At 68.6% G+C, this 23,712-nt stretch carries 24 protein-coding genes; 10 read left to right on the top strand and 14 right to left on the bottom strand.

Going from position 1 to position 23,712, the window contains the following annotated elements:
* The first annotated feature begins 36 nt into the window (after positions 1 to 36).
* Positions 37 to 2,454, top strand: coding sequence for a DNA topoisomerase (ATP-hydrolyzing) subunit B (gene gyrB, locus ACLJK8_RS03650; protein WP_413148738.1), 2,418 nt, complete (start codon positions 37 to 39; stop codon positions 2,452 to 2,454).
* Between the two features lie 423 nt (positions 2,455 to 2,877).
* On the opposite strand, the gene ACLJK8_RS03645 is transcribed toward gyrB, so the two are convergent.
* A complete protein-coding gene (locus ACLJK8_RS03645; RefSeq protein WP_413148737.1) occupies positions 2,878 to 3,351 on the bottom strand; it encodes a MarR family winged helix-turn-helix transcriptional regulator in 474 nt (157 codons plus the stop codon).
* Between the two features lie 384 nt (positions 3,352 to 3,735).
* On the opposite strand from ACLJK8_RS03645, the gene ACLJK8_RS03640 reads away from it, so the two are divergent.
* A complete protein-coding gene (locus ACLJK8_RS03640) occupies positions 3,736 to 4,368 on the top strand; it encodes a trimeric intracellular cation channel family protein (RefSeq protein WP_413148736.1) in 633 nt (210 codons plus the stop codon).
* A 54-nt stretch (positions 4,369 to 4,422) separates the two neighbouring features.
* Here ACLJK8_RS03640 and ACLJK8_RS03635 read toward each other — a convergent pair whose 3' ends face one another.
* Positions 4,423 to 4,833 (bottom strand): DUF488 domain-containing protein, encoded by a 411-nt coding sequence (locus ACLJK8_RS03635; RefSeq protein ID WP_413148735.1) that lies wholly within the window; start codon positions 4,831 to 4,833, stop codon positions 4,423 to 4,425.
* Positions 4,834 to 4,885: 52 nt separating this feature from the next.
* On the bottom strand, positions 4,886 to 5,329 hold the full coding sequence (locus ACLJK8_RS03630; protein ID WP_413148734.1) for a group III truncated hemoglobin: 444 nt from the start codon (positions 5,327 to 5,329) through the stop codon (positions 4,886 to 4,888).
* 83 nt (positions 5,330 to 5,412) lie between these two features.
* Here ACLJK8_RS03630 and ACLJK8_RS03625 point away from each other — a divergent pair, with 83 nt between their 5' ends.
* Positions 5,413 to 5,829 (top strand): Rrf2 family transcriptional regulator, encoded by a 417-nt coding sequence (locus tag ACLJK8_RS03625; protein WP_413148733.1) that lies wholly within the window; start codon positions 5,413 to 5,415, stop codon positions 5,827 to 5,829.
* A 26-nt stretch (positions 5,830 to 5,855) separates the two neighbouring features.
* Here ACLJK8_RS03625 and ACLJK8_RS03620 read toward each other — a convergent pair whose 3' ends face one another.
* The 6 genes from ACLJK8_RS03620 to ACLJK8_RS03595 form a co-directional block, all read right to left on the bottom strand.
* A complete protein-coding gene (locus ACLJK8_RS03620; protein ID WP_413148732.1) occupies positions 5,856 to 7,889 on the bottom strand; it encodes a cation:proton antiporter in 2,034 nt (677 codons plus the stop codon).
* Positions 7,886 to 8,488 carry an NAD(P)H-dependent oxidoreductase gene (locus ACLJK8_RS03615; protein ID WP_413148731.1) on the bottom strand — a complete coding sequence of 201 codons (603 nt, stop codon included), beginning with the start codon at positions 8,486 to 8,488 and terminating at the stop codon, positions 7,886 to 7,888. The genes ACLJK8_RS03620 and ACLJK8_RS03615 overlap by 4 nt, the downstream gene beginning before the upstream one ends.
* A gap of 203 nt (positions 8,489 to 8,691) precedes the next feature.
* Complete coding sequence (gene arsH / locus ACLJK8_RS03610) at positions 8,692 to 9,402, bottom strand: arsenical resistance protein ArsH (protein ID WP_413148730.1); 711 nt, start codon at positions 9,400 to 9,402, stop codon at positions 8,692 to 8,694.
* A complete protein-coding gene (gene arsC / locus ACLJK8_RS03605) occupies positions 9,399 to 9,827 on the bottom strand; it encodes an arsenate reductase (glutaredoxin) (RefSeq protein ID WP_413148729.1) in 429 nt (142 codons plus the stop codon). The genes arsH and arsC overlap by 4 nt, the downstream gene beginning before the upstream one ends.
* Positions 9,824 to 10,882: an ACR3 family arsenite efflux transporter gene (arsB, locus tag ACLJK8_RS03600; RefSeq protein ID WP_413148728.1), complete on the bottom strand. Its 1,059-nt coding sequence runs from the start codon at positions 10,880 to 10,882 to the stop codon at positions 9,824 to 9,826. Before arsB ends, arsC begins: the two co-directional genes overlap by 4 nt.
* The gene (locus tag ACLJK8_RS03595; protein WP_413148727.1) at positions 10,879 to 11,229 is read right to left on the bottom strand and encodes an ArsR/SmtB family transcription factor; all 351 of its coding nucleotides are present in this window, start codon (positions 11,227 to 11,229) and stop codon (positions 10,879 to 10,881) included. Before ACLJK8_RS03595 ends, arsB begins: the two co-directional genes overlap by 4 nt.
* Before the next feature lie 242 nt (positions 11,230 to 11,471).
* Here ACLJK8_RS03595 and ACLJK8_RS03590 point away from each other — a divergent pair, with 242 nt between their 5' ends.
* Together ACLJK8_RS03590 and ACLJK8_RS03585 are read left to right on the top strand one after the other, a co-directional pair.
* On the top strand, positions 11,472 to 12,530 hold the full coding sequence (locus ACLJK8_RS03590; RefSeq protein ID WP_413148726.1) for a DUF3616 domain-containing protein: 1,059 nt from the start codon (positions 11,472 to 11,474) through the stop codon (positions 12,528 to 12,530).
* A 343-nt stretch (positions 12,531 to 12,873) separates the two neighbouring features.
* Positions 12,874 to 13,272, top strand: coding sequence for a DoxX family protein (locus ACLJK8_RS03585; RefSeq protein WP_413148725.1), 399 nt, complete (start codon positions 12,874 to 12,876; stop codon positions 13,270 to 13,272).
* Positions 13,273 to 13,333: 61 nt separating this feature from the next.
* Here ACLJK8_RS03585 and ACLJK8_RS03580 read toward each other — a convergent pair whose 3' ends face one another.
* Together ACLJK8_RS03580 and ACLJK8_RS03575 are read right to left on the bottom strand one after the other, a co-directional pair.
* A complete protein-coding gene (locus tag ACLJK8_RS03580) occupies positions 13,334 to 14,599 on the bottom strand; it encodes an SLC13 family permease (protein WP_413148724.1) in 1,266 nt (421 codons plus the stop codon).
* Positions 14,600 to 14,725: 126 nt separating this feature from the next.
* Complete coding sequence (locus ACLJK8_RS03575; RefSeq protein ID WP_413148723.1) at positions 14,726 to 15,640, bottom strand: LysR family transcriptional regulator; 915 nt, start codon at positions 15,638 to 15,640, stop codon at positions 14,726 to 14,728.
* A gap of 130 nt (positions 15,641 to 15,770) precedes the next feature.
* Between ACLJK8_RS03575 and ACLJK8_RS03570 the strand changes: the two genes are divergently transcribed.
* Both ACLJK8_RS03570 and ACLJK8_RS03565 read left to right on the top strand, forming a co-directional pair.
* Positions 15,771 to 16,844 carry a tartrate dehydrogenase gene (locus tag ACLJK8_RS03570; protein WP_413148722.1) on the top strand — a complete coding sequence of 358 codons (1,074 nt, stop codon included), beginning with the start codon at positions 15,771 to 15,773 and terminating at the stop codon, positions 16,842 to 16,844.
* A 12-nt stretch (positions 16,845 to 16,856) separates the two neighbouring features.
* On the top strand, positions 16,857 to 18,113 hold the full coding sequence (locus ACLJK8_RS03565; protein ID WP_413148721.1) for a glycerate kinase: 1,257 nt from the start codon (positions 16,857 to 16,859) through the stop codon (positions 18,111 to 18,113).
* A gap of 75 nt (positions 18,114 to 18,188) precedes the next feature.
* Here the strand turns inward: ACLJK8_RS03565 and ACLJK8_RS03560 are convergent, their stop codons facing one another.
* Positions 18,189 to 18,425 carry a DUF6489 family protein gene (locus ACLJK8_RS03560; RefSeq protein WP_413148719.1) on the bottom strand — a complete coding sequence of 79 codons (237 nt, stop codon included), beginning with the start codon at positions 18,423 to 18,425 and terminating at the stop codon, positions 18,189 to 18,191.
* Positions 18,426 to 18,853: 428 nt separating this feature from the next.
* On the opposite strand from ACLJK8_RS03560, the gene ACLJK8_RS03555 reads away from it, so the two are divergent.
* Together ACLJK8_RS03555 and ACLJK8_RS03550 are read left to right on the top strand one after the other, a co-directional pair.
* Positions 18,854 to 20,314, top strand: coding sequence for an APC family permease (locus ACLJK8_RS03555; RefSeq protein ID WP_413148717.1), 1,461 nt, complete (start codon positions 18,854 to 18,856; stop codon positions 20,312 to 20,314).
* A gap of 170 nt (positions 20,315 to 20,484) precedes the next feature.
* On the top strand, positions 20,485 to 21,537 hold the full coding sequence (locus tag ACLJK8_RS03550; RefSeq protein ID WP_413148715.1) for an NAD(P)H-dependent flavin oxidoreductase: 1,053 nt from the start codon (positions 20,485 to 20,487) through the stop codon (positions 21,535 to 21,537).
* A 45-nt stretch (positions 21,538 to 21,582) separates the two neighbouring features.
* On the opposite strand, the gene ACLJK8_RS03545 is transcribed toward ACLJK8_RS03550, so the two are convergent.
* Positions 21,583 to 21,996, bottom strand: a complete 414-nt coding sequence (locus ACLJK8_RS03545; RefSeq protein ID WP_413148713.1) for a VOC family protein — start codon at positions 21,994 to 21,996, stop codon at positions 21,583 to 21,585.
* Between the two features lie 102 nt (positions 21,997 to 22,098).
* Here ACLJK8_RS03545 and ACLJK8_RS03540 point away from each other — a divergent pair, with 102 nt between their 5' ends.
* Positions 22,099 to 22,722, top strand: coding sequence for a TetR/AcrR family transcriptional regulator (locus ACLJK8_RS03540; protein WP_413148711.1), 624 nt, complete (start codon positions 22,099 to 22,101; stop codon positions 22,720 to 22,722).
* Positions 22,723 to 22,753: 31 nt separating this feature from the next.
* Here ACLJK8_RS03540 and ACLJK8_RS03535 read toward each other — a convergent pair whose 3' ends face one another.
* On the bottom strand, positions 22,754 to 23,695 hold the full coding sequence (locus tag ACLJK8_RS03535) for an EamA family transporter (RefSeq protein ID WP_413148709.1): 942 nt from the start codon (positions 23,693 to 23,695) through the stop codon (positions 22,754 to 22,756).
* Between the last annotated feature and the right edge of the window lie 17 nt (positions 23,696 to 23,712).

Raw genomic sequence — 23,712 nt, 5'->3', positions numbered from 1 at the left:
TAAATTGTGACACCATAACCAAGGACTCCCGACAGCATGGCCGAAGCCGCCCGCGTCCCCGAGACTTACGACGCCGATTCCATCAAGGTTCTCAAAGGGCTGGAGGCCGTCCGCAAGCGGCCGGGGATGTATATCGGCGATACCGATGACGGCTCGGGCCTGCATCACATGGTCTACGAGGTCGTCGACAACGGCATCGACGAGGCTCTCGCCGGTCATGCGACCGAGGTCACCGTCACGCTGCACGCCGACAATTCGGTCAGCGTCTACGACAACGGCCGCGGCATCCCCGTCGGCATTCACGAGGGCGAAGGCGTCTCGGCCGCCGAGGTCATCATGACCCAGCTCCACGCCGGCGGCAAATTCGACCAGAACAGCTACAAGGTTTCGGGCGGTCTGCACGGCGTCGGCGTCTCGGTGGTGAACGCGCTCTCAGACTGGCTGGAACTCAGGATCTGGCGCGAGGGCCACGAGCATTACGCACGGTTCGAGCGTGGCGACACGGTCGAGCACCTGCGCCGCGTCGGCCCGGCGGGCGAGCGCAAGGGGACCGAGGTGCGCTTCCTCGGCTCGACCGACACGTTCAAGAACCTCGATTATTCCTTCGCGACCCTGGAACACCGGCTGCGCGAGCTCGCCTTCCTCAATTCCGGCGTCCGCATCCGCCTGCGCGACGAGCGCCATGCCGAGGAGCGCAAAGTCGATCTGCATTACGACGGCGGCGTCCGCGAGTTCGTGCGCTATCTCGACCGCTCGAAGACGCCGCTGATCAAGGACCCGGTCTATGTCTCGGGCGAGCGCGACGGCATCGGGATCGAGGTCGCGATGTGGTGGAACGACAGCTACCACGAGAACGTCCTGCCCTTCACCAACAACATCCCGCAGCGTGACGGCGGCACGCATCTCGCGGCCTTCCGGGGTGCCTTGACGCGGACGATCAACAATTACGCTGGCTCCAGCGGGATCGCCCGCAAGGAGAAGGTGACGCTCTCGGGCGACGACGCGCGCGAGGGGCTGACCTGCGTTCTCTCGGTCAAGGTGCCGGACCCGAAATTCTCCAGCCAGACCAAGGACAAGCTCGTCTCCTCCGAGGTGCGCCCCGCGGTCGAGAGCCTCCTGAACGAGCGGCTGGCCGAATGGTTCGAGGAGAACCCGGCCGAGGCGCGGATCGTCGTCGGCAAGATCGTCGAAGCCGCCGTCGCCCGGGAGGCGGCGCGCAAGGCCCGCGACCTGACGCGGCGCAAGACGGCGATGGATGTCGCGAACCTGCCCGGCAAGCTCGCCGACTGCCAGGAGAAGGACCCCGCGAAGGCGGAGCTTTTCATCGTCGAGGGTGACTCGGCCGGCGGCTCGGCGAAACAGGGCCGGCACCGGGCGAACCAGGCGGTGCTGCCGCTTCGGGGCAAGATCCTCAACATCGAGCGCGCACGTTTCGACCGGATGCTGTCCTCCGAGGCGATCGGCACGCTCATCACCGCGCTCGGCACCGGGATCGGGCGCGACGAATTCGATCTCGGCAAGCTCCGCTACCACAAGATCATCATCATGACCGACGCGGATGTGGACGGCGCGCATATCCGCACGCTGCTGCTCACGTTCTTCTTCCGGCAGATGGCGCCCCTGATCGAGGCGGGGCATCTCTACATTGCCCAGCCGCCGCTCTTCAAGGTGACGCGGGGGCGCTCGGAGGTCTATCTGAAGGATCAGCCGGCGCTCGATTCCTATCTGATCGAGCAGGGGCTCGATGGTGCGAGCCTGAGACTCGGCGACGGCTCCGTGCTCGCGGGCGCCGATCTCGCGCGGGTGGTGGAGGAGGCGCGGGCGGTCCGCGCGGCGCTGAACAGCTTCCCGACGCATTACTCGCGCCACGTGCTGGAACAGGCGGCGATCGCCGGCGCGCTGGCGCGCGGCGTGCTCGATGACGACCCGCAGGGCACGGCGGACCGGGTCGCGGCGCGGCTCGACATGATCGCGCCCGAATACGCGCGCGGCTGGCAGGGGCGCCCGACGCAGGACGCGGGCATCCGGCTCTGGCGCGTGCTGCGTGGCGTCGAGGAGACGCGCATCATCGACGGCGCGGCGCTCCGCTCCGCCGAGGCACGCCGGCTCGCGGCGCTGAGTGAGGCGCTGGCCGAGGTCTACGGCGCCCCGGCCGAACTGATCCGCAAGGACAAGAGCCAGGAGATCCACGCCCCCTCGGAATTGCTCGACGCGGTGATGCGCGAGGGCGAGAAGGGGCTCAGCCTGCAGCGCTACAAGGGTCTCGGCGAGATGAACCCGGAACAGCTCTGGGAAACCACGCTCGACCCGGAGGCACGGACGCTCCTGCAGGTGCGTATCGAGCATCGCGAGGAAGCGGACGAGGTCTTCACCAAGCTGATGGGCGACGAGGTGGAGCCCCGTCGCGAGTTCATCCAGACCAACGCGCTCAGCGTGGCGAATCTCGATTTCTGAGGGGGCGGAGCGAGTTCGCGCTACGGTGGACCGTCCGCTACGCTGAATCCGATCGAGCTGGTTGCTCCTGAGGATCGGCGGGGGGCGAATCCAGCGCCTCGGCCGGCTCGAAGTGGTGATCGCCACGGCCGCGACTGGCTCGCCTCGGGACGCTTTACCGGCTGATGGCGGATGTGCTGCGCCTTCTGGCAAGCTGGCAAGCTGGCAAGCTGGCAAGCTGGCAAGCTGGCAAGCCGCCCGGCGCTGGGCGCCCAGGTTGAAAGGGCCTGCAGCCGGCGGCACTCCAGAAAGCCCCTGCTGACCGACTGGCGCATTTCGCGGCGGCGCGGCGGGGGCAATAGTCCGGGGAGACGGTCTTCGCCGTGGCCTCGGAGCCGAGACCGCGAGATGCCGCGTGCCGGTACGTTCGCCGCGCATGGCGGCTTATTCAGACGACCCGCCGACGCGATCGCCAGGCGCGTGGCTGAGGCCGTTCCCGGACTCAGCGAGCTTCCGCAGCGCCCGCATGAAGGGCTCGCGCTCGTTCCCGTCCAGTCCGGCGAGGATACGCTCCTGCGCGGCCAGGATGGCGGGCCTCATGGCCTGGTACAAGGCCTGACCGCGCGGCGTCGGGGTCAGGATGCGCGCGCGGCGGTCGTCTTCGCGCACCTTGCGTTCGATGTAGCCCCGGCTCTCCAGGCGAAGCACGACTCCCCCGATCGTAGCCCGGTCATGCGCGATCAGCCCCGCGAGCGTGGCCTGATCGATGCCAGGATGGTCCATCAGCGTGGCCAGCGCGCCGTATTGCACCGGTGTCAGGTCGAAGCCCGCGGCCCGCGTCTCCGCCGTGAAGACTGCGACGGAGGTCTGGTGCGCGCGGCGGATCAGGTGCCCCGGAAGGTCGTGAATCTGTGTCATGGGCTGATCCTCAGGTCTTGGCGCAATTTTACAAACCCATAGCGGGAACGGGGCGGGCAACGACATGAGTGCTTTGGACGCGGTATGCGACGCCGACGTCCGAGTCGCGAGGTGTTTTCGCTCTCGCCGCGCCCCGATCGCCGAGACTTCTTTGGCCGCGGTCACGGCAACACGCTCCGTTTCACCGCCGTTACCCGGACCTCGGGAGTTGCCGCGCTTCCGGAGGCCGCGGCCAGCATCGGGTCGCGGCGACCGCGGTCCAGAATGGGGCTGGGCGGGGCCGGTCGAAAGACGCTATGCGCGGGGCGCGACGGGGCGGATCGGTCCGGCGCGGACCCTTGTCCGCGTGCCGGGCGCCGCGCTCGACAGGAAGAGGAGACTGCGATGAGCCCGATCGAAGTTCTGGATTACGCGGGCGTCGCGCTCTTCGCGGCTTCGGGGGCGCTCGCCGCCTCGCGAAAGCAGCTCGACGTTATCGGCTTCATGTTCCTCGCAGCCATCACCGGGACCGGCGGCGGGACCGTGCGCGACCTGATCCTCGGCGTTCCGGTCTTCTGGGTCGAGCGGCATGTCTACATCCTGGTCTGCGCGGTCACGGCGGTCGTGGTCTACTGCACGGCGCATCGCATCGAATCGAGATACCGGACACTGGTCTGGCTCGACGCGGTGGCCCTGTCGGCCTACGCCGTCTTCGGCGCCTACAAGGGGCTCGTGATCACCGGGTCGCCGGTCGTCGGCGTGATCATGGGCATGATCACCGGCACGCTCGGCGGCATCATCCGCGACGTGCTGGCCAGCGAACCCTCGGTCCTGATGCGGCAGGAGATCTATGTCGCCGCGGCCATGGCGGGCTCGGTCGTGTTCGTGGCCGCCCGGGCCTCGGACCAGCCGCAGTCGCTCGCGGCGGCGGTCGCCTTCATCGTCGCGCTGGGTGTCCGGGGCGGGGCGCTCCGGTTCGGCTGGACCTTGCCGGCCTACAAGTCCCGGCCCGGACGCGATCCGAGGGACCTTCTGTGAGACCGGCGTAGCCTCCGCGCGAGAGGTCCCGGCGGCGGTGCCGGAAGCAATCCCTCATGGTTTCCCGGCCTCTCGCGCCCCGATCCAGGCACGGAGATGGTCGCGCAGCACGACGGCGTGGTTATGGTCCGCGTCCTTCGCCGCGGTGACCAGCGTGACGATATCGTCCCGCGCGAGATCGGCGAGCCCCCGGATCGCCTCGCCCCTGGCCTCGAGTTCCTTCACGTATCGCGCCCGGAACTCCTCCCAGCGTTCCCGGTCCGCGTGGAACCAGACGCGCAACTCCTGGCTCGGGGCGACGGTCTTGTTCCAGTCGTGGAGGCGGGCGCGGTCCTTCGACATGCCACGCGGCCAGAGGCGGTCGACGAGCACGCGCTTGCCGTCGGAGGCATGGGCGGCGAGGTATATCCGCTTGAGGCGGATGCGATCGGCGAGGCTCGCGGGGAGGGGCGGGTTCCGGCTCACCGGAGATCCTCCGCGCCGGCCGGACTCCGAGCCTCGCGGCTCGATCGACCCGTCATCGCAGTGACGGAACCGGGCCGGAGCTGGCGTCCTCGACCGCCATGTGAAGCGAGCGCGCGATCCGTTCGGCGCGTTCGATCACATGCTCGGCACCCTGAGGCGGGCAGACTTCGAAGGCTGTTTCCCGAAACAGCGCCAGCCACCGCTCGAAATGCGCCCATCCAATGGGGAGGCCGGCATGCGCCGGCACCGGCGCGCCGTGGTAGCGCCCGGTCATCAGCGCGACGGAGGACCAGAAGGCCGCCATCCGTTCCAGATGCGGCTCCCAGTCGGTAATCCGCGCGGCGAAGATCGGACCGAGTGCGGCATCCGCCCGGACCTTCGCATAGAAGCGATGCACGAGCGCCGTCAGGATGTCGTCGTCGAGACCTGTCCGGGCCATAAGCTCGGCCGTCATGTCGGGACGCGCGGATGCGATCCTCGGTCTGGCTGATGACATCGGCGCCTCCCGTTCCAGCTTGCCTTGAGAGCTACGATGATGAATAGGTATTGTAAATACCAATTCAACCGGACACGGAAACGATGCGGCTCACATCCTTCACCGACTACGGCCTCCGGATGCTGATGCGGATGGCGGGCACGCCGGGGCAGCCGGTCTCGACGGGTGAGCTTGCCCGGGAGTTCGGCCTCTCGCGCAACCATCTGGCGAAGATCATGCAACGGCTGGCCCGCGGCGGGCTCGTGGAAACGCGGCGCGGCGGCGGTGGCGGCGCGGTCCTCGGCCGGGAACCGGCGGAGATCCGGCTCGGCGAGGTTGTGCGGCTGCTCGAAGAGGGCCAGCCGCTGGTCGAATGTTTCGGGTCGGGAGGTGGCCTCTGCGCGATTGATGGCCGCTGCCGGCTCAAGGCGCGGCTCCGCCATGCCGAGGCGCGGTTTCTGGAGGACCTGGACCGCTCGACGCTCGCCGATATCGCCTTGCCCGCCAGCGCGGCCGCGTGACGCGGCGAGGGGAGTCGTCGCGGCCGTCAGTTCGGAACCGATCCCCGGCCGCGCGGATCGCCTGCCGCGCCCCCGAGATCCGGGACCCCGAGATCCGGGACCCCGCGATCCGAATGCCCGAGATCCGAGCCACCCGAATCCAGTCCCGCCCGTTCCGCCTCCTCCCGATCGCGCGCCGTTGGCGGCGACCACGCCCGGTCGGAGCGGGCCGCGAAGGCGGTGCCGCGCGCCGCGAGCCGGGCGTCGCGCTCCGCCTGCAATTCGCGGGCGCGGTCGCGGTAGGGCGCGTTCAGGTGATGCGGAACATCCGGATCATAGAGCGGCGCCAGCTCGCGAAGGAACATCCGCGCATCCGCGACGAAGGCCCGGGTCAGGGTCTCCGCCTCGAACGGATGCATGCCGAGCGCCTCATAGGCCGACCGGCCGGCGCGGACGCTGCCGTCGAAGGTCTCGCGGATGATGTCGCGGCAGCCGGCGGCCCAGAGCTCGTAGACATGTTGATCGTCGTGTGCGCGGGCGATGACGTGGACCCGCGGATAGGTCTTGGTGACATAGCGCACGAGTTCGGTGGCGGCCTCCCGCTGATCTATCGCGATCACCAGCATCCGCGCCTCGGCGATGCCCGCGGCCTCCAGGAGATCCGGCCGCGTCGCATCGCCATAGAAGGCGCGCACCCCATAGGCGCGCAGCACTTCGAGCTGGGTCGACGAATAGTCCAGCACCGTCGTCTTGTAGCCCGCCGCGAGCAGCATCCGGTTGACGTTGCCCCCGAAGCGGCCATGGCCCGCGATGATGACCTCGCCCTTTTCCTCGATCGCGTCCGGTTCGCGCGCCTCCTCGCGGCGGAAGCGCGGCAGGATTACCCGGTCGTGGAAGATGAAGAGAAGCGGTGTCAGCAGCATCGACATCGCCACGACGAGCGACAGGCGCTCGGCGACCTCCCGCGGGATCACGTTATTGGCCAGCGTGAGAGAGAGGAGCACGAAGCCGAACTCGCCGGCCTGCGCCAGCCCGAGCCCGAAGAGCCAGCGGTCGGCGCCCCTGAGTCGGAAGAGCCAGGCGAGAGTCAACAGCACCAGCGCCTTGATCGCCATCAGCCCGAGTGTCATCGCCAGAATCGCCCCGAGATCGGCGAACATCAACTCGAAGTTGATCGCGGCGCCGACCGTCATGAAGAACAAGCCGAGGAGCAGGCCGCGGAACGGGCTGATGTCGCTTTCGAGCTCGTGGCGGTATTCGCTGTTGGCGAGGACCACGCCGCCGATGAAGGCGCCGAGCGCCGGCGAGAGGCCGATCATCGTCATGACGAGAGCGATGCCGATGACGAAGAGCAGCGTCGCCGCGACGAAGAGCTCCCGCAGATGCGCCGTCTCGATGAAGCGGAAGACATGCCGCGTGAGATAGATGCCGCCCGCCACCACCCCGGCGATGGCCACGATCGTCGCGAGCGCCGCGTGCCAGCCGGCCAGCCTCGGCAAGATCCCCGCGGCGGCGCCGTGCCCTTCGGCCTCCGTCGCCACGCCGGCCCCGGTATCGGCCAGTTCCGGCAGCGCGAGCAGCGGGACGAGCGCGATGATAGGGATGACCGAGATGTCCTGAAACAGCAGCACCGAGAACGAGGCCCGCCCCCCGTCCGATCCCATGAGCCCCTTCTCATCGAGCGTTTGCAGCACGATCGCGGTCGAGGACATGGCGAGGACGAGACCGATGCCGAGCGCCACGGACCACGGCTGACCGAGCGCGAGGGCGGCGGCCATCACCAGGAGCGCGGTCGCCGAGACCTGAAGCCCACCGAGCCCTATGAGCCGCCCGCGCATGTCCCAGAGCGCCATCGGACGAAGCTCCATCCCGACGAGGAACAGCATCATGACGACGCCGAACTCGGCGAAATGCTGGATCTCCTCGAGATCGACGCGCAGGGCCGAGAGGAGCGGGCTGATCGCGACGCCTGCGATGAGATAGCCGAGCACCGATCCGAGCCCGAGCCGCGCCGCCGCCGGCACGGCGATGACGCCCGCGGCGAGAAAGACGAAGGCCAGCAGCAGGAAATCGATGCTCACCGTTCGCTCTCCCCGATCAGCGGCAATGTGTCATGCGTGATGATCTCGGCGCGTTCCGCGCGGTCCAGATCGTAGGTGCCGTCACGCATCGCGGCCAGAAGCCTCGCGAAACCTTCCGCGTGCGGGCCGGGGTCGGTCCCGAGCGCGCCGTGCAGGACATAGGGCGCGGCGAAGCGCATCCGGGAGAGGCGCGCGGTCTGTTCGAAGGGGGTCAGGAACGCGCGCAACGGGTAGCGCTGATAGCCTCCGGCCGCATAGGCTTCGCGCGGCCCGCTCGCGGTGACGGCGAGCATCATCCACTTGCCGCTGAGCTTGTCGCCGCCCTTGCCATAGGCGAAGCCGCGCTCCAGCGTCAGGTCGATCCATTCCTTGACCAGCGAAGGCGACGAATACCAGAACAGCGGGAACTGCAGCACGATGACATCATGCGTCAGGAGCCGTTCCTGCTCGCGCTCGACGTCGAGGTTCTGACGCGGATATTCGGCATAGAGATCGACCCGGGTGACGCCATCGACCGCTTCGGCGGCGGCCCACATCGCGCGGTTCGCCCGGGAGAACCGGTGCCCCGGATGGGCGTAGTAAAGAATGACTCTGGCCATGGGCTGTCCTGGCTGAACGGCCACGAGCCGCGATTCAGCCGCCTTCTACGAAAGCGGGGAGGAATGCGCCATTGCCGGATGGCGCCAGCCGGTCCCGGCCGCGGCGCAGGGGGGGCCGATCGGCCCGAGCCAGGGTGGCCCGGACCTGAAGGGTTGAAGTCCGGCGGTTCTGGTTCCGGGCCGCTGCCCGACCGGCCGCGATCTCAGATCGCGTCGAGTCCGACCCTCGCTTCCAACGCCTCGGCCGCTTCCTTCCGCTCGCTGTAGCGGTCCGTCAACTGCCCCGCGATGCCCCGTGTGAGGAGCGTGAACTTCATCAGCTCCTCCATCACATCCACCACGCGGTCGTAGTAGGGCGAGGGTTTCATGCGCCCCTCGTCGTCGAACTGCTCATAGGCCCTGGCGACCGACGACTGGTTCGGGATCGTGATCATCCGCATCCACCGACCGAGGATGCGCATCTGGCCGACCGCGTTGAACGACTGCGAGCCGCCGCTCACCTGCGTCACCGCGAGGGTCTTGCCCTGCGTCGGGCGCACCGCGCCGATGGAGAGCGGAATCCAGTCGATCTGCGATTTCAGGATGCCGGTCATCGCACCATGGCGCTCTGGGCTGCACCAGACCTGCCCCTCCGACCAGGCCGAGAGCTCGCGCAGCTCCTGAACCTTCGGATGGTCCGCCGGCGCGTCGTCCGGCAGGGGAAGCCCGCGCGGATCGAAGACCCGGGTCTCCGCCCCCATCGCGCTGAGCAGGCGCGCGGCCTCCAGCGTCAGGAAACGGCTGTAGGAGCGGGACCGCAGCGAGCCATAGAGCAGCAGGATGCGCGGCGCATGGGGCAGCTCGACCGGGCGGAGCGTCGTGGGGTCGGGACGCTGGAAGGCGGAGGGCAGGAGGTTCGGCAAGCCGTCGCTCACGGCGTCGGGCCTTCGGCGGAGCCGCCGGGGTGGAAGATCACCTCGCCGTCTTCCTTGGCGAATTCCGGCGCGGGATTGTCGAGCAGGTCGAGCACGCGTTCGGAGGGCCGGCAGAGCCGCGTGCCCTTCGGGCTCTCGACGATCGGCCGGTTGATCAGGATCGGATGCTCCAGCATGAAGCCGATCAGCTCCTCCTCGCTCCATTTCGGATCATCGAGGCCAAGCGCGGCGTAGGGCGTGCCCTTCTCGCGCAGCAGGGCGCGGGCGGGCAGTCCCATGGCGGCCAGTAGTTCGACCAGACGCTCCCGGCTGGGCGGGGCCTTCAGATATTCGACCACGATCGGGGTCTCGCCGCTCCCCTCGATCATGGCGAGCGTGTTGCGCGACGTGCCGCAGGCGGGGTTGTGGTAGATGGTCACGGTCATTCCGCGGGCCTTTCCATGGATGGGTGAACGCGCGCTCCGCGCTCGTACCAGCCTTTTGATCGGTTCACGATCCAGACGACCGAGAGCATTACCGGCACTTCGACCAGAACGCCAACCACGGTCGCGAGCGCCGCGCCCGAGTGAAATCCGAAGAGGCTGATCGCCGCCGCGACCGCCAGTTCGAAGAAATTGCTCGCGCCGATCAGGGCGGAGGGGCCCGCGACGCAGTGCTGCTCGCCGGCGACGCGGTTCAGCAGATAGGCGAGGCCGGAGTTGAGATAGACCTGGATCAGGATCGGCACGGCCAGCAGCGCGATGATCATGGGCTGCGCCATGACCTGCTCGCCCTGGAAGCCGAAGAGCAGGATCAGGGTCGCGAGCAGTGCCACGAGCGAAACCGGCTGGAGCCTGCCGAGCACCCTGTCCAGCGCGGGCTGACCTCCGGCCGAGAGCAGGCGGCGCCGCAGGATCTGCGCGACGACGACCGGAACGACGATATAGAGCACGACCGAGAGCACGAGCGTCGTCCAGGGCACACTGATCGCCGAGAGCCCGAGCAGGAAGGCCACGATCGGCGCGAAGGCCACGACCATGATCGCGTCGTTGAGCGCGACCTGGCTCAGCGTGAAATGCGGCTCGCCGCGGGTGAGGTTCGACCAGACGAAGACCATCGCCGTGCAGGGCGCCGCCGCCAGGATGATGAGCCCCGCGATATAGGATTCGATCTGGTCCGCGGGCAGCCAGGGACGGAACAGGTAGCCGATGAAGAGCCAGCCGAGCAGGGCCATCGAGAAGGGCTTCACCGCCCAGTTGATGAAAAGCGTGACGCCGATGCCGCGCCAGTGGGCTCCGACCTGCCCGAGCGCCGCGAAATCGATCCGGAGCAGCATGGGGATGATCATGAGCCAGATCAGCACCGCGACGGGCAGGTTGACGCTCGCCACCTCCGCCGCGCCAACGGCCTGGAAGAAGCTCGGGAACAGGTGGCCGAGCGCGACGCCGGCGACGATGCAAAGCCCGACCCAGACCGAAAGATACCGCTCGAAGCGGCTCATCGCGCGGCCTCCGCGCGCGGCGCGCAGCAATCCGGGAACAGGACCGGCGCGCAGATCTCGGGCCGTCCCGAGCAGCAGTCCCGCATCAGGAACCGGATCAGGCCGATGAGCGCGTCGAACTCCGCACGGTAGATGATCGATCGCGATTCCCGCCGGGTCGAGACCAGGCCGGCGCGTTCCAGTTCCTTGAGATGGAAGCTGACATTTGACGGGGAAACCTCCGCGCGGTCGGCCAGCGTGCCGGCGGCCAGCCCGTCCGGGCCTGCCACCACCAGCATGCGGAGCAGGCACAGGCGTGTATCCTGCGAGAGCGCGCCGAAGGCCATGAGAGCCTGTGATTGATCCATGATTCGATAATCCTATGAATATTGAAATATAGCTAACCGAAACCCGGGCCCGGTGCAATGGGTCGGGCAGGAAACTGATCCTTCGCGATGCGCTCCATCGGTCGAGCGCGTCAAGGTCCGGGCGAAACGGCGCCGGAGCCGGTGACGAACCGCGAACTTCGGAGATGCGGCCGCCTCGGAACCCGCGGCGGAACCCGGGGCCGCGGTTTCGCGTCATCCCCGTGAATTAACAGGAGATCATCATGCCAGCGGACAAGCCGAAAGCCCAGTTGACGCTGCGTTTCAAGCACCACAAGGCGGTGGAGCATCTCAACGATCCGGTGCATGAGGATCTCTCGGCGGCGACGCGGCGCGGCAACAGCCTGTTTCTCTCCTGCGATGAATCCGCCGGCGTCGACCGGCTCACGGAAACGGGCGAGAACGAATGGGGCGACCACCGGCATTTCGCGCTGGGCCAACTCGTCGACCTTCCCGGCGGGTCGGATGGCGAGATGGATATCGAGGGCCTCGACTGCGACGGCGACTGGCTCTGGGTCGTGGGTTCGCATTCGCTGAAACGGAACAAGCCGGATGGCGAAAGGCCGGCCGCCGGGCTGAAGGTGATGGAGACGGTCGACCGCGATCCGAACCGCTACTTCCTCGGCCGCTTCCCGCTCGCGAAGGCCAGGGGTGGTTTCGCGCCGAAGGCGAAGCACAAGGGCCGGCGCGCCGCGCATGTGCGTTTCACGAAGAAGCGGGCGAAGCTCTTTTCCTGGCTCCGCGACGATCCGCATCTCGCGCGCTTTCTCGACATTCCTTCCAAGGAGAACGGGCTCGACATCGAGGGGATCGCCGCGCGCGGCGACCGGGTCTGGCTCGGCCTGCGTGGCCCGGTGCTGCGCGGGCGGGCGGTGGTGCTGGAACTGCGGATGAAGCTCACGCGGTCGGGATACCTGAAGCCGAGGCGGATCGACGGCGACCGGCGCTACCGCAAGCACCTGTTGCCGACGCGGGGCCTCGGCGTGCGCGACCTGGCCTGGGATGGCGACGACATGCTGGTGCTGGTCGGCCCGACCATGACCGGCGACGGACCGGCGCATGTGCTGCGCTGGAAGCGGGCCACGGGCTTCCGCGCCGGGCAGGTGCATGAGGAGGAGGTGGTCGAGCATGTGCTCGAACTGCCGTACCGGGGCGCGGTCGATCATCCCGAAGGCCTTGTCGCCTGGGGCGAGGACTGGCTCGTGGTCTATGACAGCCCGTCCGATCATCGGCTGGAAGGCGAGGGCAGCGTGGTGACCGCGGACATCTGGCGGATGCCGTAGGGTCCGATCCGCCTGCCCGCCACTCGCGGAGCTTCCCTCGAGCCCCGCGGTCCACACGGGAAGCCCGGATGGCCCCGCGAAGGCGCCCGTCGCGCGCGGCCGCGCGATCTTGTGAACGGCCAGCGGCCACCCGCCGCACGCTCGGACTCGCTCGGCGGTAGACAGGGTGTGCCGGGACGATACACTCCGGCCCCGTGAACACAGTCTCACGCGCTCAAGGCACGCGCGCGATGCGAAAGGCCGCGCCGGTCTTCCGAATCCCGCCCCGGACAGAGCCCGAACGGAGATCGGCGCGGACCCGCCGCGCCGATCGTGTCGCAACCGGACGAGAAAGGACCGCCGCATGGACAACCTGGGCGAATATCGGCCACAAGCTCTTGGAATTCTGCGTATCGTGACCGCGCTGCTCTTCATCGAGCACGGGACGATGAAGCTCTTCGGATTTCCGTCCTCGGGCGAGGGTGGCGGCGACGGGCTGTCGTTACTCTCGCTGATCGCGGGCATCCTCGAGACCTTCGGCGGCCTCGCCGTGCTCGTTGGCTTCATGACCCGCCCGGTCGCCTTCATCCTCTCGGGGCAGATGGCCGTCGCCTACTGGTTCTTTCACTTCGCCGGAAACAGCTTCTTCCCGGTGCTGAACAGGGGCGACGCGGCGATCCTCTTCTGCTTCGTCTTCCTCTATCTGGTCTTCGCGGGGCCCGGTTCGTGGAGCCTCGACGAGAAACGCGCCGGCCGGGCCTGAGCGCGCCGAAGGGCGGCGTCTCGGGTGAGACGCCGCCCGCCCGCCGCCGCGCGGCGTCCTGTCACGGATAGAACGGGAACAGGATCGGCAGCAGGATCATCGCGACCACGGTCGAGACCAGGATGAGCGGCAGACCTGCCCTCGTGTAATCCATGAACGTGTACTTGCCCGGACCAAGCACCATCACATTGGCCGGCATCCCGATCGGCGTCGCATAGGCGAGCGATCCGCCGATCACAGTCGCCATCAAGACCGCCCGGGGATCGGCGCCGATCTGGGTCGAGATCGACAGGCTGATCGGCACCAGAAGCGCGGTCGTCGCGGTATTGGACATGAAGTTGGTCATGACCACCGCCAGCAGGAAGATGACGAGCAGGAAGACGAACATCGGCGTCTCGGGCCCGGTGAAACCGAGCACGGTCTCGGCGATGATCTGCCCGGCTCCGGTCTTTTCCATCGCCGTGGCGAGGGAAAGGATGCCGCCGAAGAGGAAGATCGTCTTGGCATCGATCGAGCGATAGGCCTCCTCCTCGCTGATGACCCCGAGCAGGATCAGCGCGATGGCCCCGATCGCTCCGGTGATATGCAGGCGGATGCCGATCTGCGCCTCGAACACCATGCCGAGGATGGTCAGGACCAGAACGATCAGCGACGCGTTCTTCTTCCATGCCGGAACCGATGCCGAAACTTCGCGCAGGCTGTCCGCCGCCAGTTCCTCGGTCTTGTGATCGGGCAGCAGCCGAAAGCCGATCGTGGCGATGAAGAGGATGCCCGCCAGCAGGATCGGCAGGCCGACGAGCGCGTATTCGAAGAAGCCGAAGCTCAACCCCTGCTCCTGCAGCGCGGCCTGGGCGATCATGTTGCCCGGCGCGCCGATCAGGCTGAGATTGCCGCCCATCGCCGCCGCGAAGACGATCGGCAGCAGCAGGCGCGAGCGCGCGAAGCCGGACTTCGCCGCGATGCCGATCACCACCGGAATCAGGACCGCCGCCGTTCCGGTGTTCGAGAGCACGCCCGACATCAGCCCGGTGATCAGCATGATGGCGACGACGAGTTGCCGCTCCGTCCTGGCGAAACGCGTGACCATGCCGCCGATCTCGGCCGCCATGCCGGTCTGGAACAGCGCGCCGCCGATGATGAACATGTCGACGAACAGGATGACGTTGCTGTTGACGAACCCGTCGAACGCCTCGCCCGCTTCGAGCACGCCGGTCAGGACGAGGCCGACGCAGACGATCATCGCGGTCAGGGCGAGCGGGATCCGCTCCCAGACGAACATGGCGATCGCGAAGAACAACAATACGAGGGTGATGCTTGCCGGGTCCATGATTTCCTCCCCAGGTTTCCGGTTCCGGCCCGCTGAGGAGGGCCAGGATCAGGACCGGGATAGGCGAGAGACGCACGGGGATAAATTCGCGAAATATTATATTTAAAATAGATATAATAAGAACAGTCAGGCACTAGCCTCGATCGCCCGCAGGTTCTCGTCCAGCACTGCCAGCAAAGCGTCGCGCTGATCGTCGCGGGTGCCGCGCGCCCAGGCCGCCGCGAGGATCAGCTTGCCGCGTGTCGTGCCCTCGGGCAGTGTCAGCGGAACGAAGCTGACGCCGGGAAGGGCGATGCGCGACGCCCAGCGCGGCACGATGGCCAGTCCCGTGCCGGTCGCGACCAGATTGACGATCGTGTGCTTTTCCTCGGCGATCTGGGCGATCCGCGCCGTCAGCCCGGCATCGGTGAAGAGCTTGATCGTCAGGTCGTGCGAATGCGGGCGCGAACGGCGGTCGGGCACGATCAGCGGCTCGTCGGAGATGTCCTGGACCGTCAGCGCGGCGCGATCGGCCAGGGCGTGACCATCGGGCAGGGCGACGACGGCGGTCTCGAAGAACAGCGTCTGGAAATGAATCCTCGGGTCGCGGATGTCGGGCGGCCGCACGAAGGCGATGTCGAGACTGCCGCTCAACAGCCTCGGCAGCAGATGGATGGTCTTCAACTCGATCAGCTGGATCTCGATCTCGGGATGGGCGGCGCGCAGCAATTGCATGAGTTGCGGCATCAGGCCCGCCGCGGCGCTGTCGATGGCGCCGACCTTGAGGACGGCGGTTTCCGCGCGCCTGACGGTCCGGATGCGTTCCTCGAACCGGTCGGCCTGCGCGACCAGCGCTCGCGCGTCTTCCAGAATGGCCGCGCCGGCTTCGGTGAGCGAGACGTTGCGCGTGGTCCGCAGGAAGAGCCGCGTCTCGAAGCGATCCTCCAGCAACCGGATCTGCCGGCTGAGCGAGGCCGGCAGCATGTCGAGCCTCCGCGCCGCGCGGCCGAAATGCAGCTCCTCCGCGACGGCGAGAAAGCACTTGATCTGGTCGATGTCCATATCGCCTCCCGGCGCGATATTATCACTCTTATCTATATAATCCTACGAAAATTGAGGACGGCGCTGCCCGGTGCGATAGTCGCCTCGTGAACGACGAACACCACATTCTAACCGAGCAAGGATCGACCCCATGAACACCTACAAGATCGCCGCCATCCCCGCCGACGGTATCGGCCCGGAAGTCATCGCCGCCGGACTTCAGGCGCTCGAGGCGCTCGCCCGCCGCGACGGAAGCTTCGAGTTCGACGTGACGGAGTTCGACTGGAGCTCCGAGCGCTACAAGAAGACCGGCGCGCTGATGCCCGAAGATGGCCCGGAGCAGCTCAAGGGCTTCGATGCGATCTTCTTCGGCGCGGTCGGCGCGCCCGACGTTCCCGATCACGTGACGCTCTGGGGCCTGCGCCTGCCGATCTGCCAGGGCTTCGACCAGTATGCCAACGTGCGGCCGACCAAGATCCTGCCGGGCATCAAGTCGCCGCTCGAAGGCGTCGGCCCGGGCGATCTCGACTGGGTGATCGTCCGTGAGAATTCCGAGGGCGAGTATTCCGGCCACGGAGGCCGGGCGCACAGGGGCCTGCCGGAAGAGGTCGGCACCGAGGTCGCGATCTTCACCCGCGCCGGCGTCACCCGGATCATGCGCTACGCCTTCAAGCTGGCCCAGTCGCGGCCGCGCAAGCTGCTGACGGTCGTCACCAAGTCGAACGCGCAGCGCCACGGCATGGTGATGTGGGACGAGATCGCCGCCGAGGTGGCGAAGGAATTTCCCGATGTGACCTGGGACAAGATGCTGGTCGATGCGATGACCGTCCGCATGGTCAAGAACCCGAAGAGCCTCGACACGATCGTCGCCACCAACCTGCACGCCGACATCCTCTCCGATCTCGCAGGCGCGCTCGCCGGCAGCCTCGGCGTGGCCCCGACCGGCAACATCGACCCGGAGAAGCGCTTCCCCTCGATGTTCGAGCCGATCCACGGCTCCGCCTTCGACATCACCGGCAAGGGGATCGCAAACCCGGTCGCGACCTTCTGGACGGCGGCGCAGATGCTCGACCATCTCGGCGAGAACGCCGCCGCCGACCGGCTGATGCGCGCGGTCGAGAAGGTCTGCGCCGATGGCGTCCTGACCCCGGACGTGGGCGGCGAGGCGACGACGCAGGATGTCACCGACGCGGTCTGCGAAGCGATCCGCGGCGAAAACATCTGAGGGGCACGAGCGATGACGGACGAGGATGCGAAAGACCTGCTGCGCCGGATGATGGACGCGGCGATCGCGGCGGCGGACCCCGCGACCGTCCTCGCCCGGCATCTGCCCGGGAAACCCGCCGGCCGCTGCGTCGTCGTGGGGGCGGGCAAATCCGCCGCCGCGATGGCGCGCGCGCTCGAACTGGCCTGGCCCGATGTCGACCTCTTGGGCGTGGTCGTGACCCGCTACGGCCATGCCGTGCCGACCGAGCGGATCAGGGTGCTGGAGGCCGCGCATCCCGTCCCCGACGCGGCCGGGGAGCGGGCCGCCGAGGAGATCCTGCGGACCGCCAAGGCGGCGGGGCCTGACGATCTCGTGCTCGCGCTCATCTCCGGGGGCGGCTCCGCGCTGATGACGCTTCCCGTAGCGCCGCTGACGCTGCCCGAGAAGATCGAGGTCAACCGGCTGCTCCTGAAATCCGGCCTGACCATCGAGGACATGAACCGGGTCCGCAGACGGCTCTCGCGCGTCAAGGGCGGCGGCCTCGCCCGCGCCGCCGCGCCGGCCCGGCTGGTCACGCTCGCGATCTCGGACGTGCCCGGAGACGACCCGGCGGCCGTCGCCTCCGGACCCACGGTGCCCGATCCGACGGCGGGCGAGGATCTGTCGCATCTGGTGGCGAAGCTCGGCCCGTCGCTGCCCGCCGCCGCCCGCGAGATCCTGCTGCGCCCGGCCGAGCCGCGGCCCGGTTTCACCCCGGACTACCGCATGATCGCCACCCCGCGCATGTCGCTGGAGGCGGCCGCCGAGGTCGCCCGGGCGGCGGGGGTCACGCCGCTGATCCTCGGCGACGCGCTGGAGGGCGAGGCGGCGCAGCTCGGCATCGCCATGGCCGGTATCGCGCGATCCTGCGCCGCCCATGGCATGCCGGTCGCGGCGCCGGCCGTCCTGCTCTCGGGCGGCGAGACGACCGTGACGATCGGCGGGGCGAAACCCGGCCGGGGCGGGCGCAACACCGAGTTTCTGCTGGGCCTCGCGCAATCGCTCGGCGGTCATCCCGGCATCCAGGCGCTGGCCGCCGACACCGACGGCATCGATGGCACCGAGGACGCCGCCGGCGCGATCATCGGCCCCGACACGCTGGCGCGGGCCCGCGGTGCCGGGTTGGAACCGCGCGACCATCTGGATGGCCATGACAGCTACGGCCTGTTCGACCGCGTCGGCGCGCTGATCCGGACGGGCCCGACCCTGACCAACGTGAACGACTTCCGGGCCGTCCTCGTGCTTTGACGAGGGAGCGCGACGCGGGCGGGGGGGGGGGGGCCGGTCTCGCGGCGGCTCAGGGGCCCGCGACGATGCGCGGCCTCACTTGCCGCGTTTGGCCCCGGTCATGAGGGCGAAGAGATCCTGGCTCCGGTCGAACCCGCCGGTGCCTGACATCCAGCTTCGCAGGATTTCCGCCGGGTCCATGGCATGGGCCGCCGACATCATCCGTTCGCGCATGTCGCTCATCATCTCCTCCTGGATCGGCTTCACATCCGGCAGGCCCAGAAAGTCGCGGGCCTCCGCGGGGGTGCAGTCGATCTCGACGGTGATCTTCATGGCGTGTCTCCTCATCGGGTTCGGGCAAGGGTCGCTTCGCGGCGGGACGAGGCACCTTCGATCAGCGAGCCCGGAACGGTTCCGTCAAGGCCGATATACCGCGAATTCGTCTCATCCACGCGAAATCAGCGCGGCGCGGCCTGTCAAGGCTGCCGTGCCTCAGAAGTCCCGGGACGGGTGCCAAGCCGCCGCCGCGCGTTCCGGCGCGGCGTCGCCTCCGGGCGTGGAGCAACGCCGGACCGTCGTGCGCTGACCGCCCATCCGGAGCCGGGATCGGCGAGTACGATGGCGGCGAACCAAGGAGGGGAACCCGGCGACGGCTCAGGCGTTGCTTCACGAATTGGCGAGCCGGGCCCGGGCCTGATCGCGGGCCTGATTTGCGCGCCTGACTGGCGAGTCTGAATTGGCGTGTTTGAGGGGGGACATTCATGAGCACGACATCGGCCGAGGGCACCCACGGAGGGCAGCCCGAACTGAACCGGGTCATGGGCCCGAAGCTTCTGCTGCTCTTCATCGTGGGGGACATCCTCGGCACCGGAGTCTACGCGCTGACCGGCTCGGTCGCGGGCGAGGTCGGCGGCGCCGCCTGGGCACCCTTCCTCGTCGCCTTCACCGTGGCGACGATAACCGCCTTCTCCTATCTCGAGCTCGTGACCCGCTATCCGCAGGCCGCAGGCGCCGCGCTCTACGCGCATCGCGCCTTCGGAGTTCACTTCCTCACCTTCCTCGTCGCCTTCACCGTGATGTGCTCCGGCATCACTTCGGCCTCGACCGCCTCCAACGCCTTCGCGGGCTTTCTCTCGGACGGGTTCGGACTCGGCTTCGAGGATGGGAGTTTCGGCATCCTCGTCCTGGCGCTCCTCTTCATGACGCTCGTCGCCGCGATCAACTTCCGGGGCGTCGGCGAGAGCGTCAAGGCGAATGTGATCCTGACCTGCGTCGAGCTCTCGGGCCTGCTGATGATCATCTTCATCGGCTTCTGGGCGATGAGCCAGGGCCGCGCCGATTTCTCCGAGGTCATGGTGTTCCGCTCCTCCGAGGAGAAGAGCGCCTTCATGGCGCTGACCGCCGCCACCTCGCTCGCCTTCTTCGCCATGGTGGGCTTCGAGGATTCGGTGAACATGGCCGAGGAATGCACCAATCCGGTTCGGGATTTCCCCCGCGTCATGCTGACCGGACTCGGGATCACCGGCGTCATCTACGTGATGGTCTCGATCTGCGCCGTGGCGCTCGTGCCCGTGGGCGACCTGACCGACAGTTCCAAGGGCTCGGCGCTGACGCAGGTGGTTCGCGCCGGCGCGCCGAACCTGCCCTTCGACACGATCTTCCCCTTCATCGGCATGTTCGCCGTCGCCAATTCGGCGCTCATCAACATGCTGATGGCGTCGAGGCTGCTCTACGGCCTCGCGAACCAGCGGGTCTTGCCGCATGTCCTCGGCCGGGTCCATCCGACGCGCCGTACGCCCTGGGTGGCGATCCTCTTCACCACGCTGCTCTCGTTCGGGCTGATCTTCTTCGTGGTGAGCAACAGCGGCGGACAGGCGGTCAGCCTGCTCGGCGGCACCACGGCCCTCCTCCTGCTCTGCGTCTTCACCATCGTCAACATCTCGCTCCTCGTCCTGCGCAAGCAGAAGGTCGAGCATGATCACTTCCGCGCGCCGGGCTGGGTGCCCTGGGTCGGCGCCGTCACCTGCGCCTTCCTCGCCGGCCCCTGGGCGCGGAGCGCCTCGCAGATGCCGCAGTACCGCATCGCCGCCTGGCTCATCGGCATCGGCGTGATCCTCTGGGCGCTGACCTGGGGCTGGAACCATTTCGTGCGCCACCGCGAGGGCGGACTGCGCGATCCGCAGGCGCTCGCCGAGCATCACGAGGACGCGCCGCGCAACTGAGCGGGGCGGCCGCGGGGCGGACTTCGGTCCGCCGGTCCTCCCCGGGCACCCTGGAGCATGACCCGCGGGCGGAGGCGGCCGATCCCCCGCCTCCGCACCCTTGACGATCGGCGCGCCATCGCGGAACTGGTTGACCGTCTTACGTGCTTCGATCCATCCCGGAGGATACGATGAGCGGCGCCGCGCACCTGTTCGAACTGCCAAATCCGATCATCCAGGCGCCGATGGCGGGCGTCTCGACGCCCGCGCTGGCCGCGGCCGTGTCAGAGGCGGGCGGCCTCGGCTCGCTCGGGATCGGGGCGAGCACGGCCGCTCAGGCGCGCGCGATGATCGAGGAGACGCGCGCGCTCACGGCCAGGCCCTTCAACGTCAATGTGTTCTGCCATGCGCCCGCGAAACGGGACGCGGCGCGCGAGGGCGCCTGGCTGCGGCATCTCGCGCCGCTCTTCACCGAGTTCGGCGGCGCGGCCCCGGAGCGGCTCGACGAGATCTACAAGAGTTTTCTCGCCGACGAGGAGGCGTTCCGGATGCTCCTCGACACCCGGCCCGCGATCGTCAGCTTCCATTTCGGCATCCCGGCGCGGGACTGGATCGAAGCCTTTCGCGCCGCCGGGATACGGACGATGGCGACCGCCACCAACGCGGAGGAGGCCGCCGCGATCGAAGCCGCCGGGATCGATGCGATCGTGGCGCAAGGGATCGAGGCGGGCGGACACCGCGGGATGTTCGATCCGGAAGCCGCCGACGAGCGGCTGAGCACGTTCGTGCTGACCCGGTTGCTCACGCGGACGAGCCCTCTGCCGGTCGTCGCGGCCGGCGGCATCATGGACGGCGCGGGGATTCGCGCCATGCTCGAGATCGGCGCGGCGGCGGCGCAGCTTGGCACGGCCTTCATCCTCTGCCCCGAATCCGCCGCCAACGCGAACTACCGCGACAATCTCAAGGGCGACCGATCCACCAGGACCCGCCTGACGCCGGTGCTCTCCGGGCGTCCGGCGCGCGGCATGGTGAACCGGCTAATCCGGGAAGGCGAGGCGCCGGGCAGCCCGCGGGCGGCCGATTATCCCCTTGCCTACGACGCCGCCAAGCAGCTCAGCGCGCTCGCGGTCGGGCAGGGCGATCACGAATTCGCCGCGCAATGGGCGGGGCAGGGTGCCCCCCTCGCGCGGGAGCTTCCGGCGGGAGAGCTCGTCCGGGCGCTGCTGGAAGAGATGCGCGGCTGAACCCCACCCGCCGATCCCAAGGACCGGGCAGGCTCGCGGCCCGTGTCAGGCGACCATGTAGCGGTCCCAGAAGCCCTCGGCGGGGGCGATCTGCTCGCAGACGTCGATCCAGAGACCCGACGGATCGGCGAAGCCGAACCGGCGTTGGCCGAAGGGTTCGTCGCGAAGCGCATGGGTCACGGGCACGCCCGCCCGGGACAGTTCGGCATGGGTCGCGTCGGCGTCGTCCACCTGCATCTCGAAGCACATGCCCTTGCCCGAGAATTCGTCCGGTCCCGGAGGCGCCGAGGGGTGGTCCGGGGTCATGAAGGCGATGGTCGCCGAATGGTCCGGCGCGTGGAGCCAGACGAACCAGGTCGAGTCGAAGCCGATCTCGAAGCCCAGGTGCCGGACCCAGAAGTCGCGGCATTCGTCCTTCCGGGAGGTCACGATCAGGGGGTAACGGTCGGTGAAACGCATCTTTCCGCCCTTTCGAAGCTGTGTCTTGATAAACAGACTGTCTGTCTGTATTCTGGAACGTAGATACAGACGGACAGTCTGTCAACCGCGGAGATGGCAATCGTGAAGAACGCTGAACGCGCCGCGGCGACGCGGGAGAGGCTGATCGCATCCGCCCGCGCGCTTTTCGCGGCGCAGGGCTTCGCCGGGACCGCGACGGAGGCGATCCTGGAGGCGGCGGGCGTCAAGCGCGGCGCGCTCTACCACCATTTCAGGGACAAGGCGGCGCTTTTCGAGGCGGTCTGCGACCAGATCGGCGCCGAGGCGGGGCAGCAGGTCCTCGAAGCGGCGGAGGCCGCGCCGACGCGGCTCGACGGGCTGATCGAGGGCTCCGTCGCCTGGGTCGCGTTCATGCTGCGTCCCGATGCGCGGCGACTCCTGCTCATCGATGCGCCGACCGTGCTCGGCTCGCGGCGGTGGCGGGAAATCGACGAGGCGTCGAGCGCCTCCTACCTCGCCCTGGGTGTGGCGGAGGCGCTCGACGCGGGCGAGATCGTCTTCCCCGGACCGGCGCGCGATCTCGCCGACATGCTCGACGGGGCGCTGAACGGGCTGGCGCTCGGGCTGAGCGCGCGACCCGACGGGGAGCCGGGGGGTGAGTCGGGGAGCCAATCGGGGACCGGGCCGGGGAAGCGGTCGGGATGGCAGGCCTCGGTCGCCGCGCTGTTTCGTGCCTTCGCTCCCTGAGCTGGCCGGCCTTCGCGGCCATGCCCGGCGCTTACTCGCCCGCCGCCTCCCGGGTCCGCGCGCCGGACGGCCGCGCCGCGTTGACGAGCCGGATGCCCGCGACGATGAAGGCCACCGCCGCGAGCAGGCTCGGACGAGGCCTTTCGCCGAAGGCCACGGCGGCGACGAGAATACCGAAGGCGGCCGCGACATAGCCGACCTGGCTGAGCCTGACCGGTCCCGCCACCTTCTGCAGCTGGAAGAGCACCAGGTTGAACCCCGCGGTGACGAGCGCCCCGGCGGCGAGCAGGGCGGCCGCGGCGCCGGTCCCCGCCGGCGAGAGCGGGGTGCTGAGGGCGAAGGGCGCGAGGTAGAGCGCGGCGGCGAGCAGGACTCCGATGACCATGAGCCGGTTCGGCGTCTCGACCGGGACCAGCCGCGTCCGGAGGATGTTCCCGGTCGCCAGTGAGGCCGGGATGACGAGTCCGAGCAGCATCCAGACGACGGCGGTCTCCCCGGGCCGCGTCAGCCCGGGCAGCACCAGGAGCCAGGTTCCGACGAGGCCGAGAAGCAGCCCGGCCCCCTGCCTCCGCGACATGCCCTGCATCCCGAGCAGCACTGCGAGCGCGAAGGTCAGCACGGGCGAGAGCGAGATCAGCACGGAGGCGAAACCCGCGTCCACGCGGGCGGCGACGACGGCGCCGAGCGTCGTCGGCACGGCATAGCTGACCGCGCCGAGCGCGGCATAGGCCCTCAGGTGCCGGCCACGCAGCGGTGGATGCGCGCGGAAACGGTCGATCCCGAGCAGGAGCGTCCCACCCCCGAGGCTGAAGAAGAAGGTGATCTGCGCCGCGCTCAGCCCGAGCCTCGCGCCGCCCTTCGAGAGATTGACGATGATCGCGAGCATGAGCCCGCCGACCAGCAGCAGCGACAGCGCCTGCCAGTCCGACCCGGCGGCGGCGCGGACGCGGGTTTCGGGGGGCGGCTTCGGCATGTCGGGCCTCGATCTCG

Source organism: Amaricoccus sp. W119 (assembly GCF_047275745.1).
Classification (GTDB): Bacteria; Pseudomonadota; Alphaproteobacteria; order Rhodobacterales; family Rhodobacteraceae; genus Amaricoccus.
This window is presented reverse-complemented; position numbering and strand designations above follow the sequence as displayed.